Below are 17,507 nucleotides of genomic sequence, written 5' to 3'. Positions count from 1 at the left end.
TCGCGTCTAGTCAAGCCGACTTGAGTTTGCTCCACTCAACTTGCTCACACCCTACTCAACTCATCGCACCTCAAACTTGTTCCCGATCGACTCAACTTTTTCAAAAATACTTTTAGATTCACCCCTGAACCTCCCCTGAAATGCGCAAACCCGCCCCACCTGTTTTGATAGTGGGTATGAAAAACCGCATACGCATAAACCGCGCCCTCATTTCCACCCCGCTGGCAGCCGCCCCACTTGTCGCTACCTCGATTCTCGCTGGGTCGGTCATTGCCGCTCCCACAGCCCTTGGCGCAACCACAGCCACCGCCCCTTTTTCTTCCGCTACCCCTTTTGGTTCCGACGCCTCACTCTCCGCACCGCAATTCCCCGCAGGATCGGCTTTCCCACCTTCCGGCGCTCTGAAAACTGGTGGCCAGGAACAAACTCACTACAACGGCGCATTCGACCTCGGCCAAGCGAGCAAGGATCCCAACGTGGGTGGGCTATCCGGGCTTACTGCCCTCACCGATGGCTCCTACCTCGCCATCTCGGATGACAAAGGCGATCATGGCCCCACGCGCGCCTACCGCTTGAACATCGACAGCAACGGGCGGGCAAAGGTCACCGGACAAGTTAATTTCACCAAGCCAGATGGCAGTGCATACAACCCCAAGGAATACGATGCGGAGGAGATCCAGCAGCTACCTAACGGCCATTTGCTATGGACCACCGAGGGCGAATCAAAGGGATCGAAGAACCGCTCACCCCTTGTCATCGAATCCGATAGCAACGGGCGGGAAATCCGGCGCATCCATCCCCCGCACTATCACGTCCCCGACCACAATGCAGCAAAAGATGTTGAACAAACTAAAGGTATAAGCCCCAACAAAGGCCCGGAGGGCATGACAATTTCTCCTGATGAGGAAACTTTTTACACTCTCAACGAGAACTCATTGGTGCAGGATGGGCCAATCAATACTCCCGAGGCGGGGTCCAAAACTCGGTTGACCGCTTACAGCACTACAACCGGCAAGCCCAAGGCTGAGTATGTGGTCGAGGTGGACCCCACGTACGCCCCCAAGGCCGATCGCGGGTACGCTTCCTTGGCTACTTCCCCGGATGGCAGCCTCTACGCGCTGCAGCGCGGTTACATCCCCAAACAAGGTAACCGCGCCGAAATCTACCGTTTGAGTCTGGAAGGGGCCACCAATGTGCTTGGCCGGGAGCGCTTGGACGGTAGCGAGGTGCCCGTTAACCGCGAGAAGGTCTTCGATTTCGCTGGGCAAAAAACCAGTGACATTCACAAGCTCGGTGACAACCTAAGCTCGAGTGGCGATAAGGCTAACACTGAGGCAAGCCCTAACATCTCTGCATCCCCCGAAAATGTTGAAGGCTTAACCTTCGCGGCCCCGCCTGCCCACTCTGCCGATGTGCCGGCTCACGGTTCCGTCACCACCGGCTCCCTTCCTGCGGGCTCCTCCGCCATCGGAAACCACGCCGGCAGCTCCACTTCCCCGGCGGAGTTAAACCGCGTGTACTTAATCTCGGACAATAACTTCAGTGATTCGCAGCGTACGTTGCTCCATTCTTTGGACATCCCCCGGCGCTAATTACCGCTCCTCACCAGCACAGGCGCGGAACGCAGAGTTCTAAGCCTGCGGGATGGTTTCTATAGCCACTGTCCGGTCAGCGCACGCTGTCAATAACCGATGGTCGTGGGAAATCAATAGCACTCCGCGGTTCGCCCGCACGGTCTCGCGCAACATCTCCACAATTTTCGCCGTCGCAATTGGGTCGAACATTGAAGTCGGTTCATCGCAGATGAGGAAGGCCGGATCCATCACAGTTGCGCGGGCCAAGCATGCTCGCTGCAGTTGCCCATCGCTTACCTGTGCTGGTCGACGATCAAGCAATTCCCTATCCAGCATTGCTCGCTTCGTATGATCCTCCACGCACTCGCGAATCACTTCCCTATTGTGCTCCCCGGCGATCAATAAGGGTTCGGCGATGATCTCTCGGAGAGTCCACCGCGGATTGCACGCATCCCGCGGGGATTGGCTCACCAACGCTATTCGTGATCGCCGGCGATCTCGCCCCGTCACCACAGGTTCTCCGTCAATCGTGACCTTTCCCGAATCTGGGAGGAAACGCCCGGAAAGCAACTTGGCCAACGTCGTTTTGCCAGATCCTGAAGGTCCGATCAGCCCCACGAGCTCACCGCGTTCAATGATCAGTTCAATTTTCTCCAAGACGGGTTTCCCTGCATAGGAATAGGTCACCTCGGTAGCTTTAAGCATTTCTCTCCCCTACCTCGGTTTGGTATTCAATGCCTCCGCTGGGCAAAGCCGCAACCAACGCGTGACTAAAGTCGGTTTGCGGTGCATCCCAAAACTCGCTGGCCTGTCTACTTTCCACTACTTCGCCCTCATGCAGCACAAAAATGTGGTCGCACACTTCCCATTCTCGAAGGTCCTCTAGATCGTGACTTATCAGCAATACTCCGAGCCCCAAATCCTTGGCCGCGGACCGCAGTAGCTCCAGCGTCTCCTTCGTTAATTGTGGGTCCAATGCTGCGGTGGGCTCGTCTGCGATAAGGAATTGCGGATTTCCCGCCAACGCCGCAGCCAGCGCCGCTCGCTGCGCCATGCCGCCCGATAGCTGGTGTGGGAAATACTCGCTGACCTCAGAGCCAAGGTGAACGCGTTCTAACAACTCCTCCACATCCAAGCCACTGCCATGCCGATCGATAATCTCCTGGAGCTGGGTTCCAATTCTCCTCACGGGCGTAAAGGACAACGCCGCGGCTTGGGGAACAAAACCCACCATTGAGCCCCGCACACTAGCTAAATCAGTACTGTTCCAGTCTGCTTCATCAGCAGTGGTTTTATCGGCTTCCGCAACGTGAGCGGATCCACCAGCTTCCGTATCTTGGGTGACCCCGCTGGGTTCAAGGTGCCCTTTGGTCGCCCCGTGCGCTGCACAATTCCCATCAGGCGCCCCAGCCGGATAAAGCGAGACCTTCCCTTCTACTCGAGCCCCTGTTGGGACCATCCCAATCAACGCGCGCCCCACGGTCGATTTACCAGAACCGGAGGTTCCGATCAGTCCGGCCACTTCCCCACGGCGCACGGTCAGGTTCACCCCACACACAATGTTTTTTGCCCCCACCTCTACGCCAAGCCCGCGAGCACGTAGCTCCCCCAACTCGCTCGTCGCCTCAGTTGGCTCCGCAGGCTCCGACCTACGCCCTCTGCGGCCTGCCCCGGCTTCTTTCTGCAGTGCTGACTTCTTCTTTTGCTTTCCGACGCCACGCTCTGCCCGCGCTGTCGCTCCTCGGGTCAGCGATACCCCAGACATCGTGGTGAGCAGCAAGATCATCGCTGGGAAAGCCAAAGCCCACCACGCCCCACGGGTGATGTCTTCGCGCGCCAAATCCATGAGCGTTCCCAGTGATGGCTCGTCAGCCTGGATGCCCAGGCCAAGGAAGGACACGGTGGATTCGTGCCACACAGCATGGGGAGTGAGCATCGCCATCGCTACCAGTGCTTGACCAGAAGCCGCTGGTGCCAAATGCTTACGCAGCACCCAGCCAAACGAAGCCCCTGCACCGTACGAGCACTGCACCATTTCGGACGCGCGGACCGTCAACACCGCAGATCGCACGATACGCGCAACCGGTGACCAGTGAGTCAAAGCGATGGACCCCACGATGGCAGCAACGGATCCCTGGAATAGTGCGACAATAACCACTGTCAAAATGAGGTGCGGAATGGCACTCACGGCATCGTTGATGCGCATAACAATGCGATCGACCACGCCACCGAGCCCCGCCAATAACCCGACGAGCACGCCCAATGCCGTAGCGGCAACCGCAGCCGTAAGCCCGATGAAAAGGGAAACCCGCAAACTTTCCGCGGTTCGTACGAATAGGTCGAACCCAAAGTGATCAGTACCGAAAATATGCGCGGCAGTCGGTGAACGCAGGGAATTGGCGAAACTTGGAGTTCCCGCCTCGAAGACGGCGGGAACTATAGCTGCATACAGCACCAGAAGTGCAAAAACGCTTAATCCAATGAGGTGCCCACGCATCCACCTACGGGCACTCTGTGTCTGCGAGTGCGCGCTAAACCCCTGTGCTTCGGCGCTGCCAATATCTAGATGAGCACTATGTGCTTTCACGGCTGAGTTATTTGAACTAGGGCTGTGCTCATCGATCGAACTAGAGCTGTGCTCATCGGAGGAAAGAGAATTCTTGTTAGACATCGCTTACCCTCGGGTCGATCAATACGTAGGACAGATCGCTCAATAGGGATCCCAACATCACCACTACCGTGGTCGCGACCGTGGTGAATGCCAGCAGGTGAAAGTCCACGGCCACAGCCGATTCCACCGTGGCTTGCGCCAACCCCGGCCAGGAGAAAACCGTTTCCACGATCACTGCTCCGACGACCATCTCGCCGAGGCGCGCTCCGATCAAAGTGATCAGCGGCATGAGCGACATAGGCAGCACATGCCGAACGAGGATCGTGTGTTCGGAGAGACCACGCAAGCGCACGTTGGCAACCGCTGGCGACTCAACGGCTTCGGCAGTAGCGCGTTGCATCGTCAACAAAGGCCACGACAGCTGCGAGATCGCTAGAACGACTGCCGGTGCGATGAGGTATGGCCCCACCGTTCCCAGTGACGGGGACTTACCGACGGGCGCGGCCCCTCCCACGGGGATGAGGTGCCAGAACACGCCAAAAAACAGCACGCTTCCTAGGGCATAAATATAGGAAGGAGTGGCTGCCACAAATACACCCAACGCGGTTATCGCCCGATCCACCACTCCGCCGGGTCGGCGAGCAGCACTCAAGCCGAGAAGCGCTGCAATCGCCAGCATCAGCAGCAGGCCCGCTCCGGATAGCAGCATCGTCCACGGCAGGCGCTCGCCAATAACTTCAACAACCGGTTTGCTGTACACCCGGGACCACCCCAGATCACCTGTAAAAACGTGCCCCCACCAGGAGACCCATTGCTGGTACCACGGGGCGTCGAGGCCCAAGGAAGAGGCAATGCGCGCACGTTCTTCGGCAGTGTAGTTGCCGTAGTTCGCGCCGAGGTGGTGCGCAAGGGGATCAAACGGCGACAAGGCAGCGAGGCCGAACATAATGAAGCTGACCACCACGGTTGTCACGGCAATGAGCAACAAGCGCGTACCAACCATCCGGCCGATCCCGCCGAGGTTATCCCGGCGCCCCGGCAATACAAACCTGCGCCAGGACTGCCGAGTTTTTGCTGAAGTGAGAACCCCGTCTGAACCGTCAACTCCGTTTGAATGGGGGGCTCCAGCCGAGCTTGCCTTATCTGCAATCCGAACAGCACCAACGTGACCAGGAGCAGGATGACCAGCACCAGAGTGACCTTCAGCGGTGTGAACGTCCGCAGTATTCACAGCGGCTCCGCCATGAGCGGAGTTAGCAGCAGAAGAAGTGGTAGAAACCGCTCTCATGTGTTATTTCTTTCAAGCGGCTAGGCGCCACCAAGGCCCCCACGTCACGCCGTGAATATGGGGTTCGAGCAGGAGATTCGGTTTCTTCCACGAATTTTCCTTTGAGACGTAAATGTGGTTGACGTTCGCCAAAGCCAGCATGGATGGGTTTTCTGCGTGCTCGGCTTGGGTCTTGCGCCACAGTTAGTTGTGCTTCGCCTCGTCGTTCTCACTGCGCGTCTCATCCAGCAGGTCATCCAATTTCTTGGAGCCGTAGTTGCCTGGATTAGCCCACTTACCCGTCGCGGGTGTGCGTGTGTGCAAATACTCATAGGCCATCACCGTGGCGTCATAAGGGGCCGATCCGCCGCCCAAAACGACCGACACATCGTGTACCTTCGGTTCGATGTCTTGCCACGTGCTGGACTTGGTTTCGAACTCTAGGCCCAGCTTCTTCATCTGCAAGGCGAACTCGATGGCGATGTCTCGGCGCAGCGTGTCGTTGCCTGCATAGTAGAGGTCTACGTGGAAGGGCTTACCGTCTTTTTCCCGCACACCCTGGCTGTTCTTCTTCCACCCAGCTTCATCGAGTAGTTTCTCCGCTTTGGCCACGTCGTGTTGGAAATCCAGGGCTGGATCGTGGGCATCACCGTAGATTGAGGACAATAGTCCAGAGATCGGAGTGCCCTGCCCCGCCAATGGTCCATCAATAAATGCCTGCCGATCAGCGGCGAGGTTCAAAGCCAAGCGCACCTTCGGATCGGCGAACTCGGGCGTTTCAGGGAAGGAAATACCCCGCCAATCAGCCGTCTTGGTGACATCTACGCTGATGCCGTCCTTACCTTCTAACCCCTTCAGTTGGCTGGGCGGAATAGCGGCACCATCAATTTCACCAGCAGCTACGCGCTGCGCGCGGGCCGTATCATCCGCAGCCGTCGTAACAACCAATTCCTTGACTTCCGGCGCACCGTCAAAATAGTTGTCGTTGGCTTCAAAGATCGTTTCATCACCCCGGCGCTCCTTCAGGTGGTAAGCGCCAGTACCCACGGGTTCGGTATTCAGCTTGCTTTGGGTAACGGCCCCTTTGTCCAGCATCTCGGAGGGAGCGATCGCGTAGGTGAGTCGCGACAACATTTCGGCAAGTGGGGAACGCAACTTAAACACCACGGTGTGCGGATCTTGGACCTGCACCTCGTCGATGATGTCGTAGCGGCTGACTACTTCGGAACCGGCGGAAATGTCTTTGGCTACGTCATACGATGCCTTCACATCTTCGGCATCGAAATCAGAACCATCGCTGAACTTCACTCCCTCTTTGAGCTTCACAGTCCACTTCGTGGAGTCAGCATTGTGTTTCGGCATTTCCGCAGCCAGTGCTGGCACAAAGTTCGGAACCTTGTCTGACGACGATGGCTCTGGTCGCAGCAGACCGTCGTAGATTGGGCTCACACCGGTTTGGGCATATCCCGTCGCTGGGTGGAATCCATCGCCAGCTTTACGGTCTGCCAAAACCAGCCGGGTGGGGTACTGGCCCTCCCCACCGGAAGCTTGGCGGCTCGGGTCACCGCAGGCTACCAGCGCCCCTCCAATCATCACGCCGGTTTAGGCACATGCTGCCCTTCGCCGCAGTTTTGTTCGCATACGTCATTCCTGTCCAGCACCCTATTTAAAGCACTTATTACAAATTCATTGTCATTACTAGAAGAAGAAACTACCTTACGGCATATTTAGATTTCAGCCCCTTGAACTTTTCTCGACAGCACCGCAGGGTGCCTTAAGCTTGGATGCCATGGACATCTTCACCCGCGCCACCCCTGAACCCCCTCATGCGTTGCGACAGCATTTCGCAATGCGCTCCCGCTCCTGCGATACACATACCGTCTACTCCATTGCCCCTATGCAGTTCGGGGGCTCTCATTCCACCGACGCCACGCGCAACAGCCCGCACACTTCCGCCTTGGCGGAGATTCCACCCGAACACGCAGCTTCACAGGCTGTTCTTTTTATTGCGCCACACTCCCCCTCAGAGCCATTCACAAACAGACATTGGGATCTCGCCTGGCAACTCGCGGAAACCGATCTTCGAGTTGAAATACCAATCCCCCGCGCCAATAAAACTTCCACATCACCTTCCACTCCTCCCCCACACCCCACCACAGCATCTTCAACGCACCCCGGCACACCATCTTCAACCGCTACCGCCTCCTCCACAGGCTCTGCGACCATCCGTCAGACCTACCGCAACCTCCTAACGGACCACGGCCCTCAACTCGTAACAGCCATAGCGGAATCGTCTTGCATCCCCGAGTTATTGGACGCACTCCAGGAAGCGACCGCACCGCGCACCATTGTGCTACTGGCGCCCCAAGCTAAAGACATAACTCTACTGAAACAGCTCTTCAGAGCCGATAGCCCGATCGCAGACCGTGCGCTAGACACTGAAGTACACATCTTCTTCGCCAAGAAGGATAAGGAAAGCCCGGGGATCGTCGACGAAGCGTCGAAATTAAAGAAAATTGGAGCCACAGTCATCCTCCACGAAAGCGCTAGCGGCGACCGCCTATACCATCTGCGACGTTCAAAGGCAGGGCGCGCAGCCCGGAAAGCGATCATTTCTGTGGCGCACAACACAGCAGCTCGGGATATTTAAGCAACATCATCGTTTCTAAAATACTTCCAAAAAAATAGGCGCGACCAGCGGAGAAAACTTCACCAAAGCCCTGTTCAATTGTTAATCTACCTAGCAAGTAATTAGTTCATACATATTCCGATTCCAGCTCGGATGTGAACTACTTGACTGAGTCACCGTGGCTCATACAGGACTTGCGAGGAGCACAACATGGACCTGCTTGCAGCAGGGCAGGCGACCTCCAATGACATTCCATGGAACATCACCGTTCCACTGGGCATCATTGGCGCGCTGCTTTCACTGCCCGCCTGGATTTTCTTCATCCGTGGCGCGGCGCAGATCTTTACCACGATCCGCCTCGGCCAACCGGCGCTGAAGAGGACGGACAATCCCGCCGGCCGACTGATGAACCTGATTAAGGAGATCGTCGGCCACACCAAGATGGCTAAGAAGCCGGGAGTAGCGATTGCTCACTGGCTGGTCATGGTCGGATTCCTGCTGGGATCCATGGTGTGGTTCGAGGCCTACATCCAGATCTTCGATCCCGAGGGCGGTTGGCCAATCATCGGCGATTGGGGCCTGTACCACTTCGTGGACGAACTGCTGGGCTTGGGCACCGTCCTTGGCATTATCGCCTTGATCATCATCCGTCAGAAGATTGGCGATAAAGATAAGAAGGCACGCTTCTACGGTTCCAACTCTAAGGCCGCGTACTTCGTTGAGGCCGTTGTGCTCATCGAGGGCTTGGGCATGATCTTGGTGAAGTCCTCCAAGATTGCTACCTTCGCCAGCTACGAAGGTGGCCACGTAGCAACTGACTTCTTCACCATGCAGGTCGCCAAGATTCTGCCGGAATCCCCACTGCTGGTTTCCATCTTCGCGCTAATCAAACTGCTTTCCGGAATGATCTGGCTGTTCATCGTTGGCCAGAACGTCAAGTGGGGCGTGGCATGGCACCGCTTCATGGCGTTCTTCAACATCTTCCTGAAGCGGAACGCTGACGGCCGCAACGCCCTGGGCGCCGCGAAGCCGCTGACCTCCGGTGGTCGCATGCTGACCATGGAAAATGCAGATCCAGAGGAAGACTCGATCGGCGTAGGCAAGATCGACGACTTCACCTGGAAGGGCTGGATGGACTTCACCTCGTGTACCGAGTGTGGTCGCTGCCAGGAGCAGTGCCCGGCGTGGAACACCGCGAAGCCGCTAAGCCCGAAGCTGCTGGTCACCAACCTGCGTGACCACGCCATTGAGTCCGCACCGTACCTGAAGGCCACCCGCAAAGACGAGAAGCACAGCGGTGGCATGTTCTCCGGCGATGGCGCTACCACTGCCGTTCTGGATGACCCTTCTGTTGACGCCCACGCGGACATGCCGTTGCTGCAGCTGGTAGCTGCGGGCGAGATGGGTGTTATCGACCCCGACGTACTGTGGTCCTGCACCAACTGTGGCGCCTGCGTGGAGCAGTGCCCTGTCGATATCGAGCACATCGACCACATCGTCGATATGCGCCGTTACCAGGTACTCGTTGAGTCCGACTTCCCAACCGAGCTGGGTGGCCTGTTCAAGAACCTGGAAACCAAGGGCAACCCGTGGGGACAGAACAACAACAAGCGCTCCGACTGGATCCAGAAGGCCAAGGAAGATGGCATCGAGGTACCGGTATTCGGCGAGGACATCGAGAACTTCGACGACACCGAGTACCTGTTCTGGGTTGGTTGTGCGGGCGTCTACGACGACAACGCAGTAAAGACCACCCGCGCTGTCGCCGACCTGCTATACACAGCCGGTGTGAAGTTCGCCGTACTGGGCGAGGGCGAAGGCTGTACTGGTGACTCCGCCCGCCGTGCCGGCAACGAGTTCCTCTTCCAGATGCTGGCAGAGCAAAACATTGAAATGCTCGACAACGCTTTCGACGGCGTTCCGCCGAAGCAGCGCAAGATCGTCGTGACCTGTGCACACTGCTTCAACACCCTGCGCAACGAGTACCCGGACCTGGGCGGTAACTACCAGGTTGTCCACCACACGCAGCTGCTGAACAAGCTGATCCGCGAGGGTCGCCTGGAGCCGGTTGCCGCACCGCAGAGTGGCCGCCAGGTCACCTACCACGACCCGTGCTTCCTGGGCCGCCACAACAAGGTCTTTGAGGCTCCACGTGAGCTGATCGGCGCTTCCGGCGCCAACCTGGTGGAGATGGATCGCAACCGCGATACCGGCTTCTGCTGTGGTGCCGGCGGTGCTCGCATGTGGATGGAAGAGCACCTGGGCGAGCGCATCAACCTGAACCGTACCGACGAGGCTCTGGCAACCGGTTCGGATGCCATCGCCATCGGCTGCCCGTTCTGTAAGACGATGATGACGGACGGCGTGAACAACCGTCAGTCCGACATCGAAGACAAGAGCCAGCGCACCCAGGTTATGGACATCGCCCAGATGTTCCGCGAGTCCGTCTTGGTTGACGGCGAACTGCCAGCACCGAAGTCTCCGGAGTTCCTGGTTGCGCCGGAGCGTGGCTGGGTAGACGAGGAAAAGCTGGCCCGCGAAGAGGCTGAGCGCAAGGCTGAGGAAGAAGCCAAGAAGAAGGCTGCCGAGGAAAAGAAGCGCAAGGCTGAAGAAGCTAAGAAGAAGGAAGCTGCTGGTGGCGCCGCCGCTGCTGGAGCCGCCGCCGCTGGTGCCGCTGCTGCAGCACCGAGTGCACCGAGTGCTCCTGCTGCACCGGGTGCTCCAAAGGCTCCGTCCGCTGGCGCTCCTGCTGCACCGGGTGCTCCGGGCGCTCCTGCTGCGCCATCTGCTCCGGCAGCTCCGTCCGCTGGCGCACCATCTGCTCCGGGCGCACCTGCTGCACCGGGTGCTCCAAAGGCTCCGTCCGCTGGCGCTCCTGCTGCACCGGGTGCTCCATCCGCTGGCGCACCATCTGCTCCGGGCGCACCTGCTGCACCGGGTGCTCCAAAGGCTCCGTCCGCTGGCGCTCCTTCTGCACCATCTGCTCCGGGCGCTCCAGGTGCTCCGGCAGCTCCATCCGCTGGCGCACCATCTGCTCCGGGCGCACCTGCTGCACCGGGTGCTCCAAAGGCTCCGTCCGCTGGTGCTCCTTCTGCACCATCTGCTCCGGGCGCTCCGGCAGCTCCGTCCGCGGGCGCTCCGGCAGCTCCATCCGCACCGGGCGCTCCATCCGCTGGCGCACCTGCTGCACCATCTGCACCGGGTACTCCGGCAGCTCCGTCCGCTCCTGCTAAGGAAGAGCCAGCAGCAGCTGAAACGACTTCTGATGGCAAGATCAAGCTCGGCGCAACCGCACCGGTGGCACCAGGAGCTCCCGCAGCTCCCTCTGCTCCGGCGCCAGCGACCCCATCGGCACCAGCAGCACCAGCGCAGAACCAGGCAGACACCGAGACCGCATCTGCTGAGGCCGAAGCTCCACAAGCACAGGCACCAGCAGCTCCGGCACCAGCACAGTCGGAAGCCAGCACTGAAGGTGGCGTCATCAAGCTAGGTGCGATGACCCCTGGCGCGCCAGGCGCTCCAGGTGCACCAGCACCGACCACTGCTGCGGCACCGGCTGCTCCTGCAGCGAACGAGGCGCCTGCAGAACCTGAGGCTCCAGCCGAGACAGAGACTCCCGCTGAGCCGGAAGCACCTGCAGAGCCAGAAGCACAAGCTGCACCAGAGGCGCCAGCCGAGGACAGCGCTCCTGCTAAGGATCAGGAGCAGCCTCAGGCAAAGACGGAAGGTGGCGTCATCAAGATCACGCCAACCGTCCCAGGTGCACCAGGTGCGCCAGGCGCTCCGGGAGCCCCCAACGCCTAAGGTCTAAAGCCTGAAGTCGGGAAGAATTTCCCGGTAACAACAGCCGCATCTGCTCAGCAAGAGCAGGTGCGGTTGTTTGCGTCTGTGAGGTTCGGACTACTCCGGATCACCCGTGAAGTGCCACGCGCTATACCCTTGGGCGACCTCGTGGGGTACTGACCGTGGGATCTCCTGGGATCCAAAAGCGCAGCGGTGCATCGACATTCTTGCTGATGCCGATACGTTTTCCCGCTACGAATTCCACGGTTTCGGTAGCGCGCTGAAAGTGGAGGACAGGTAGACGGGATGGCCTAGAGCTTTCGCCTTGCCGAACTTCGGCCCCGTTCAGCTCGAGGTCGAACCCCATCGTCTGGCCGAGGTTTCCGGGACCGCGGGCCAACGCGGCGTCGAGAGCCTTAGATCCCCGGCGCCGACGCGCAACCTCGTAACCATCGATGACTTCCCCACCACGCAGAAGCACTCCGCCCGCATGTCCATCAGGGCTGCACACTAAGTTCCCGGCGCGGTGAATGCCATAACTCGCATACACATACAAGCGAGACGAAGGACCGAACATCGTCATACAGCGCAGAGTGGGCCCCTTAAAAGCGTGCGATGCAGGATCGGTTTCCCCAAGGTAGGCCTCTACCTCCGTGATCCGAATGGCCACCTGCCCCAAACGCAAAATGCCGCCCAACAACAACGGGGCGACGGCATCCGCAGACTGGTCGAAATCAATCAGACTGTCATTGAAAGCGTCGATCGAGTTACTAGTGGAAGCGTCGGTCATGCCGCAAGTTTAAGGCAAGCACCCGGAAGCGGGAGCAGCGGCAATCGGCCCCCGTCCAGCCCGGGAATGTACCGCACGCGTATGGTGCCCTAGAATGAATTCTCATAGAGAGGCCTCACGCCTAAAGATAGAGGTAGGTTTTCCATGACTGACGCTGATTCGACTGACAAGAACGCTCCCCTCACCTCGGGGAAGTCTGTAAGCGACGCTGAGGAAACCTCTGTTATGAAAGTCAGCAACGACGGTAACGGCAGTAACGACACTAACGGCACTAACGATGCAGACGCTCCGAACAGCAAGCCGACTGAACCCACGGAAAATCCTGAGTCTCAAGAGGAATCCGAAGAAGAAAAGCCAAAGTCGGGTTTTCGGAAGTTCTTTGGGATCATGCCGTTCTGGGCTTGGGTTCTTACTCTCGGCCTGATCGCAACAATCATTGTTGCCATCGGCGCCTACACCTCCATGCGATCCACGGAGACGGGCACTCCCGGCAGCATCAGCAACACCGAACAGCTGAAACCCTCGTACCCGAAGCCCACCACCAGCGGCAAGTACGATGACGACGATACGAAGCCAACCCCCGACGCGGGATCCGGCTACGGATCGGGCTACGGCAATGGGTACCAGGACTACGGCTACACACCACAGGAACCGCAGCAGACAGAAGCGACTTCCACGGAATCCGAAACAGAGAAGCCATCTACCAGCCCCAAACCCTCTACTCCGTCCCGCGGCGGAGACAACCGCCCCTCTCCGAGAGGCAATCGCGGCAACAATAGCTCAAGCCCCCGCCCCCGCGTTGGAGGCGCCGTCGGCGGTAACACAGGTGGTGGCACGGGCAACGGCAATAGCTCCCCCAACACCGGCGCCGGCGACACTGGCACTGACAGCGATTCCGACGCAGACGCTGCCGAAGAGTAGTGTGCCGCCCCGATAGACATACGCGCGGTCGCGCATACGCAGGGTGGCGTCGTCAAAAAACTATAAAAACAGCAGTCACAATGGCACAATGGGGAGAATGAGTAGACCCAAACGCCCAAGCGAACTGCGCACGTTGGACCAATCGACGAAGCTGCAAAACGTCCTCTACGAAATCCGCGGCCCGGTGAACACCGAGGCGGAACGGATGGAGGCCGACGGGCACCGCATCCTGAAGCTCAACACGGGCAACCCCGCGGTGTTTGGCTTCGAGGCGCCGGATGTGATCATGCGCGACATGATCGCCGCGCTGCCAACGGCGCAGGGCTACTCCACGTCGAAGGGCATCATCAGCGCCCGGCGCGCCATCGTTTCCCGCTACGAGGTCATCCCCGGCTTCCCCCAGTTCGACGTCGAAGACGTCTACCTGGGCAACGGTGTATCCGAACTAATCACCATGACAATGCAGGCGCTGTTGAACGATGGTGACGAGGTTCTGATCCCCTCCCCCGACTATCCACTGTGGACTGCCTCCACGTCGCTTTCCGGTGGTCGCCCCGTGCACTACCTGTGCGACGAGGAAAACGATTGGATGCCCTCCATCGAGGACATCAAGGCGAAGGTCACGGAGCGCACGAAGGCCATTGTGGTTATCAACCCGAACAACCCTACGGGTGCTGTGTACTCTCGCGAGATCCTGCAGCAGATCGTGGATGTGGCTCGCGAGCATTCGCTGTTGATTCTGGCAGACGAGATTTACGACAAGATTCTTTATGACGACGCCCAGCACATCAACGTCGCATCACTGTGCCCGGATCTGCTGTGCATCACCTACAACGGTCTCTCCAAGGCCTACCGCGTGGCAGGCTACCGCTCTGGCTGGATGGTTATTACGGGCCCGAAGGGGCATGCAAAGGGCTTTATCGAGGGCGTGAATGTCCTGGCTGGCACGCGCCTATGCCCGAACGTGCCGGCGCAGCATGCGATCCAGGTTGCGATTTCCGGCCGTCAGTCTATCGATGATCTGGTGCTGCCGGGTGGCCGCCTGTTGGAGCAGCGTAATGCGGCCTTCGAAGCCTTGAATGAGATACCGGGCGTGAGCTGTGTGAAGCCAATGGGCGCGCTATATGCTTTCCCGCGCCTGGATCCGAATGTGCACGAGATCCACGACGACGAGAAGTTCATGTTCGATCTTCTGCGCTCCGAGAAGATCCATTTGGTGCAGGGTACGGGCTTCAACTGGCCGACTCCGGACCACTTCCGCGTGGTTACGCTGCCGTGGGCCAGTGACCTGCGCGCGGCGATCGAGCGCTTGGGTAACTTCTTGGCTAGCTACCGGCAGTAGCTGTCTGGGATTCTTCTTCCAGGACGGAAGGAAGCTTTTCCGACCATTTGAGGGAATCTCGTACGCCGTCGGCGATGCTCAACTCAGCCTTCCAATCTAGAAGGCGCTCAGCCTTACCAGTCAAAGTAGCGCTGCCAACAACGTCTCCCATTCGGGCCTCGGCCGTCTTGAACTTCAGGGGCTGCCCTGTTGCTTTTCCGAAAGCATCTACGAGCTCGAACACGGTAGTTCCAGTGCCAGTTCCCAAATTGATGATGTTGTAGTTTGCGTTAAGCAGGCTACCAGAATTGGATTCAGCCTCCTTCGCAGCTTCGCTCATGATTCCGTCGAAACGCTGAAGGGCAGCCACGTGTGCCCTCGCCAGGTCCCATACGTGTACATAGTCCCGCAATCCGGATCCGTCTCGGGTAGGCCAGTCCACACCGGTGACCGTGAATTCTCCATTAGCCTTGTGCGCTTCGATCATTTTGCCCAGCACGTGGGTGGGATTAGGGTCCTGCAGCCCTGTGCGCATCTGTGGATCAGCACCAATAGGGTTAAAGTAACGCAGCGCCAAACACTGCATTTGGCCCGTGGCTGCGAAATCGCTCATGATGCGCTCAAACAGCGCCTTAGACGCTGCATAGGGGCTTTGCGGGTCAATCGCCGCCGACTCCTCAACCATGTAGTCATCGCTAGAGCCGTACATGGATGCTGTGGAGCTTAGAATAAAACGCTTGACACCGTGACGAGCCAGCTCTCGCAACAGAACGATCGACTTCCCGACGTTATTGTCGTAGTAATCAAGTGGCTTGGCTACCGATTCCGGCACGACAATCTTCGCCGCACAGTGGACGACGTCCTCAATGTCCGGGTGATCAGCGAAAATCTGCTCGATAACCCGTGCATCGGCGATATCACCTTCATAGTGATCATGACGCGCGGCAAACACACGCAGCCCGCGACTATAGTCATCCAGGATCACTGGCGCGATCCCATTATCCGCACAACAGCTTGCGATTGTGGAACCGATAAAGCCGGCTCCTCCGGTAATTAAGACCTTCATTGTTTTCCTCAAGGACGACGGATGGAAACGGTTTGCAGGCACCCCCAGCGGCTACGCCAAAGATGAAGAGCTCCCCAAAACTCTACCAAGGCCTAAACCAACCTCCCTTGTGCGATGCCTATCCCCGCCCCAGGGCAAGGAAGCGCCACCCTGCGTTTTCCCACGCAGAACGGGAAAGACAGTTACGGCCGTCAATGATCACCGGTTGAACGTCCTTGTTCATCCCCAGCATCGTTTGCTCTCGGCCTACCGACTCAACAGTTACCAATTGCTTGGTCGCTTCTGGATCTAAATCTTGGAACTGCTTCCATTCGGTAGCAAGAATGACCAGCTCAGCACCTGCAAGTGCTTGTTCCAGATTCGCAGCGTAGCTCAGCGTAGGGAACACCCGCGCCGCATTCTCCATTGCCTCCGGGTCGTAGACCGTCACGGCCGCACCCGCGAGGTTTAGCGCACCCGCCACGCTCAATGCTGGCGAGTCCCGCACATCATCACTATTGGGTTTGAATGCAGCGCCCAGTACAGTCACGTTCCTGCCGATCAACGAGCCGCCCAGGGACTGGCGAGCCATTTCCACAGTCTTTTCGCGACGCCTCATATTGATCGCGTCCACTTCGCGAAGGAATGTGAGTGCTTGATCTGCACCCAGCTCGCCAGCCCGTGCCATAAACGCCCGAATATCCTTGGGAAGGCAACCGCCACCGAACCCGAGGCCAGCTCCCAGGAACTTTCGTCCAATGCGATCATCCATTCCAATGGCATCTGCAAGCGCAGTTACATCGGCTCCCGTTGCCTCACAAACCTCACTGACGGCATTAATGAAGGAGATCTTGGTGGCCAGGAATGCATTGGCACTGACCTTCACAAGCTCCGAGGTGGGCAGATCCATCACAAGGAAAGGAGCTCCCTCGGAGAGCGGCTTTTCATAAACCTCACGCACGATGCTCTCTGCGCGACTATCTTCCGCCCTCACGCCAAGCACAATTCGATCGGGTGACAATGTGTCTTTTACCGCATGTCCTTCCCGGAGAAATTCCGGGTTCCAGGCTATTTCTACCTGGGCTTCACCTTGAATAGAAGTGATCCGATCGGCGTACTTTTGCATCCGCACAGCGGTGCCAACTGGAACTGTTGATTTTCCAAGTATTAAGTGTTCGCCATTCAACAATGGCACAAGATCATTGACCACCGCTTCAACGTATCGCGTATCCGCGGCATAAGATCCCTTGCGCTGTGGCGTCCCCACACCGATGAAATGAACGTTGCCGAACCCGGCAGCTTCACTGTAATCGGTGGTAAATGACAGCCGCCCGTTATCAATATTCTTCTTCAGTAGTTCCGGCAAACCGGGTTCGAAGAATGGTACGCGTCCTTCAGAAAGCGCCGTAATTTTCGCTTCGTCGATGTCCACGCCCAATACCTCATGTCCGAGCTCGGCCATGCATGCTGCGTGAGTTGCTCCAAGGTAACCGGTACCAAAAACTGTCATTCGCATGTCGAACGACGCTACAGTGGGCAAGTAAACGAGAGGTAACGTTAAAGTTA

The 17,507-nt window shown here is 58.2% G+C and carries 12 protein-coding genes; 5 read left to right on the top strand and 7 right to left on the bottom strand.

The annotated features are described in order from the left end of the window. Window positions 1–176 precede the first annotated feature (176 nt). Window positions 177–1,592: an esterase-like activity of phytase family protein gene (locus AC05K6_RS03470; RefSeq protein ID WP_293790620.1), complete on the top strand. Its 1,416-nt coding sequence runs from the start codon at window positions 177–179 to the stop codon at window positions 1,590–1,592. A gap of 39 nt (window positions 1,593–1,631) precedes the next feature. On the opposite strand, the gene AC05K6_RS03465 is transcribed toward AC05K6_RS03470, so the two are convergent. From AC05K6_RS03465 to AC05K6_RS03450, 4 genes are all read right to left on the bottom strand, one after another. Further along, the gene (locus tag AC05K6_RS03465; RefSeq protein ID WP_293790618.1) at window positions 1,632–2,279 is read right to left on the bottom strand and encodes an ABC transporter ATP-binding protein; all 648 of its coding nucleotides are present in this window, start codon (window positions 2,277–2,279) and stop codon (window positions 1,632–1,634) included. Beyond that, complete coding sequence (locus AC05K6_RS03460; RefSeq protein WP_476727887.1) at window positions 2,272–4,071, bottom strand: ATP-binding cassette domain-containing protein; 1,800 nt, start codon at window positions 4,069–4,071, stop codon at window positions 2,272–2,274. Before AC05K6_RS03460 ends, AC05K6_RS03465 begins: the two co-directional genes overlap by 8 nt. 166 nt (window positions 4,072–4,237) lie before the next feature. Beyond that, the gene (locus AC05K6_RS03455) at window positions 4,238–5,188 is read right to left on the bottom strand and encodes an ABC transporter permease (protein WP_293790681.1); all 951 of its coding nucleotides are present in this window, start codon (window positions 5,186–5,188) and stop codon (window positions 4,238–4,240) included. Window positions 5,189–5,656: 468 nt separating this feature from the next. Beyond that, window positions 5,657–7,045 (bottom strand): ABC transporter substrate-binding protein, encoded by a 1,389-nt coding sequence (locus tag AC05K6_RS03450; protein ID WP_476727777.1) that lies wholly within the window; start codon window positions 7,043–7,045, stop codon window positions 5,657–5,659. Between the two features lie 718 nt (window positions 7,046–7,763). Between AC05K6_RS03450 and AC05K6_RS03445 the strand changes: the two genes are divergently transcribed. Further along, complete coding sequence (locus tag AC05K6_RS03445; protein ID WP_476727776.1) at window positions 7,764–8,102, top strand: hypothetical protein; 339 nt, start codon at window positions 7,764–7,766, stop codon at window positions 8,100–8,102. Window positions 8,103–8,291: 189 nt separating this feature from the next. Continuing rightward, window positions 8,292–11,885 (top strand): (Fe-S)-binding protein, encoded by a 3,594-nt coding sequence (locus tag AC05K6_RS03440; RefSeq protein ID WP_476727775.1) that lies wholly within the window; start codon window positions 8,292–8,294, stop codon window positions 11,883–11,885. A 127-nt stretch (window positions 11,886–12,012) separates the two neighbouring features. Here AC05K6_RS03440 and AC05K6_RS03435 read toward each other — a convergent pair whose 3' ends face one another. Further along, window positions 12,013–12,654, bottom strand: coding sequence for a DNA-3-methyladenine glycosylase (locus AC05K6_RS03435; protein WP_476727774.1), 642 nt, complete (start codon window positions 12,652–12,654; stop codon window positions 12,013–12,015). A gap of 144 nt (window positions 12,655–12,798) precedes the next feature. On the opposite strand from AC05K6_RS03435, the gene AC05K6_RS03430 reads away from it, so the two are divergent. Both AC05K6_RS03430 and AC05K6_RS03425 read left to right on the top strand, forming a co-directional pair. Further along, window positions 12,799–13,575: a hypothetical protein gene (locus AC05K6_RS03430; protein ID WP_476727773.1), complete on the top strand. Its 777-nt coding sequence runs from the start codon at window positions 12,799–12,801 to the stop codon at window positions 13,573–13,575. Between the two features lie 88 nt (window positions 13,576–13,663). Then, the gene (locus AC05K6_RS03425; RefSeq protein WP_448306881.1) at window positions 13,664–14,917 is read left to right on the top strand and encodes a pyridoxal phosphate-dependent aminotransferase; all 1,254 of its coding nucleotides are present in this window, start codon (window positions 13,664–13,666) and stop codon (window positions 14,915–14,917) included. Here AC05K6_RS03425 and galE read toward each other — a convergent pair. Together galE and AC05K6_RS03415 are read right to left on the bottom strand one after the other, a co-directional pair. Next, window positions 14,901–15,962 (bottom strand): UDP-glucose 4-epimerase GalE, encoded by a 1,062-nt coding sequence (gene galE / locus AC05K6_RS03420; RefSeq protein ID WP_476727772.1) that lies wholly within the window; start codon window positions 15,960–15,962, stop codon window positions 14,901–14,903. The two genes, AC05K6_RS03425 and galE, sit on opposite strands and share 17 nt — an antisense overlap. Window positions 15,963–16,080: 118 nt before the next feature. Continuing rightward, complete coding sequence (locus AC05K6_RS03415) at window positions 16,081–17,457, bottom strand: UDP-glucose dehydrogenase family protein (RefSeq protein WP_476727771.1); 1,377 nt, start codon at window positions 17,455–17,457, stop codon at window positions 16,081–16,083. Window positions 17,458–17,507: the final 50 nt, after the last annotated feature.

This window comes from Corynebacterium sp. TUM25020 (genome assembly GCF_056388495.1).
This window is presented reverse-complemented; position numbering and strand designations above follow the sequence as displayed.